Annotated in this window: 3 protein-coding genes; 2 read left to right on the forward strand and 1 reads right to left on the reverse strand. The window is 70.6% G+C overall.

Features of this window, described 5'->3' with window-relative positions:
* Positions 1–386: biotin--[acetyl-CoA-carboxylase] ligase (locus ACFE67_RS14830; RefSeq protein ID WP_375407639.1), on the reverse strand; the 386-nt coding region annotated here is incomplete at its 3' end.
* Positions 387–423: 37 nt separating this feature from the next.
* Between ACFE67_RS14830 and ACFE67_RS14835 the strand changes: the two genes are divergently transcribed.
* Together ACFE67_RS14835 and ACFE67_RS14840 are read left to right on the forward strand one after the other, a co-directional pair.
* The gene (locus tag ACFE67_RS14835; protein WP_375407640.1) at positions 424–2,025 is read left to right on the forward strand and encodes an acyl-CoA carboxylase subunit beta; all 1,602 of its coding nucleotides are present in this window, start codon (positions 424–426) and stop codon (positions 2,023–2,025) included.
* On the forward strand, positions 2,022–2,246 hold the full coding sequence (locus ACFE67_RS14840; RefSeq protein WP_375407641.1) for a hypothetical protein: 225 nt from the start codon (positions 2,022–2,024) through the stop codon (positions 2,244–2,246). Before ACFE67_RS14835 ends, ACFE67_RS14840 begins: the two co-directional genes overlap by 4 nt.
* The last annotated feature ends 244 nt before the right edge of the window (positions 2,247–2,490 follow it).

Below are 2,490 nucleotides of genomic sequence, written 5' to 3' on the forward strand. Positions count from 1 at the left end.
TCGGCCAGCGCCTCCGCCAGCACGCCGCACACCTTCCGGCCGCCGATCAGCACATCGTTCGGCCACTTCGCCCGTGCGGCGACACCGAGGCCGGCGAGCGCCTCCGCCATCGCGGCCCCGGCGGCGAGGGAGAGCCAGCTCAGCCGTTCGCGCGGCACCAGGGGCCGCAGGAGGATTGAGATCGCCAGGGAGTCGCCCGCCGGAGCGCTCCACGACCGCCCGAGCCGGCCGCGCCCGGCGGTCTGGTGATCCGTCACGAGCACCGCGGGGGCCGGCCAGCGGTCCGGGTCCGCGGTGACGAGCCGGACCAGCTCCGCGTTCGTCGACCCGATCTCGTCGAGCACCTCGAGCCGGGCGACGAGGGCGGACGACCGCGGCAGCTCCATCCGGGCAGCGTACGCAGACGGTTTAGGCTCGGGCACCGTGTCGGACTCCTCCGGGCCCACGATCACGAAGGTGACGACGGCCGAACGCCTCGCTGATCTGAAGGACCGCTACCACGAGGCGGTGACCGCCAGCGGCGAGGCGGCGACCCGGAAGCAGCACGCCAAGGGCAAGAAGACCGCCAGGGAGCGCATCGAGCAGCTGCTCGACCACGGCACGTTCGTCGAGCTCGACGAGTTCGTGCGGCACCGCACCACCGCCTTCGGCATGGACGCCAAACGCCCGTACGGCGACGCGGTCGTCACCGGCATCGGCGAGATCCACGGCCGCCAGGTCGCCGTGTACAGCCAGGACTTCACGATCTTCGGCGGCTCCCTCGGCGAGGTCGCCGGCGAGAAGATCCTGAAGGTGATGGCGCACGCGCTGAAGACGGGCGTACCGATCATCGGCATCCTCGACTCGGGCGGCGCGCGGATCCAGGAGGGGGTCGTCGCGCTCGGCAAGTACGGCGAGATCTTCCGGCAGAACACCGCCGCCTCCGGCGTGATCCCGCAGATCTCGATCGTGATGGGCCCGGCCGCCGGCGGCGCCGTCTACTCCCCGGCGCTCACCGACTTCGTGATCATGGTCGACAAGACCAGCCAGATGTTCGTGACCGGACCCGACGTGATCAAGACCGTCACCGGCGAGGACGTGGCGATGGAGGAGCTGGGCGGCGCGCTGACCCACAACACCCGCAGCGGCGTCGCGCACTACCTCGCCTCCGACGAGGACGACGCCCTCGACTACGCGCGCACGCTGGTCGGCTTCCTGCCCGACAACAACATGGCGGACGCGCCCGTCTACGCCTCCACCGCCGCGATCGAGATCACGGACACCGACCGGCGGCTGAACACGCTGATCCCGGACAGCGCGAACCAGCCGTACGACGTGCACGAGGTGATCGAGACGATCGTCGACGACGCCGACTTCCTCGAGACCCAGCCGCTGTTCGCGCCGAACATCGTGGTGGGCTTCGGCCGCATCGAGGGCCGCTCGGTCGGCATCGTCGCGAACCAGCCCTCCGCGATGGCGGGCACGCTGAACATCGACGCCGGCGAGAAGGCATCCCGCTTCGTGCGGTTCTGCGACGCGTTCGGGATCCCGATCCTGACGCTCGTCGACGTGCCCGGCTACCTGCCCGGCACAGACCAGGAGTGGACGGGCGTGATCCGGCGCGGCGCCAAGCTGCTCTACGCGTACGCGGAGGCGACCGTGCCGCTCGTCACGATCATCACCCGCAAGGCGTACGGCGGCGCCTACATCGTCATGGGCTCGAAGCAGCTCGGCGCGGACCTCAACTACGCGTGGCCGACCGCGGAGATCGCCGTCATGGGCGGCCAGGGCGCCGTCAACATCCTGTATCGCGGCGAGATCCGGGAGGCGGAGGCGGCCGGCGAGGACGTCGACGCCGTTCGCACGCGGCTGGCGAACGAGTACACCTACAACGTCGCGAGCCCCTTCCTCGCCGCCGAGCGCGGCGAGCTCGACGGCGTCATCGAGCCGGCGTCGACCCGCGTCACGGTGATCAAGGCGCTGCGGGCGCTGCGCGGCAAGCGTGCGTCGCTGCCGCCGAAGAAGCACGGGAACATCCCCCTGTGACGCAGCGGGTGCCCGCGGAGGACCTGCCGATCCGGATCATCAGCGGCTCCCCCACCGACGAGGAGACCGCCGCGATCGCCGCGCTCTTCAGCAGGTTGCTGATCGAGCAGGCGGTGTCCTCGACGCCGCTGCAGGAGGATGCCGCCGGCTCCGACCAGGTCCGGACCCGGCGAGCGCTCCGCGTCGCATGGCCCGCGCGGACGGGCTGGCGGGACCGCTGATCAGAGGCGTGTTCCGCCTGAAGGACAGATCGGTCCGATTTTGTACCCCGAAAGTCCCCCTTTCAGCGGACTGTGCATCCGCTGGGAATCGTGCAGACTCGTCTCACCAAGCGCTGCCGACCCATGGTGGCGTTCGCGGGCCAAGGCCGAGTCGGGTAACTCGTCCGTCCGCAGGCAGGTGGGACGTGTGGGGATGTCCTGCCGAACGGGGTGCACAGGGGCCGGTCTGGGGAGACCGGCCCCT

The sequence above is a fragment of the uncultured Amnibacterium sp. genome, assembly GCF_964244015.1.
In the GTDB taxonomy this organism is placed as follows: Bacteria; Actinomycetota; Actinomycetes; order Actinomycetales; family Microbacteriaceae; genus Amnibacterium.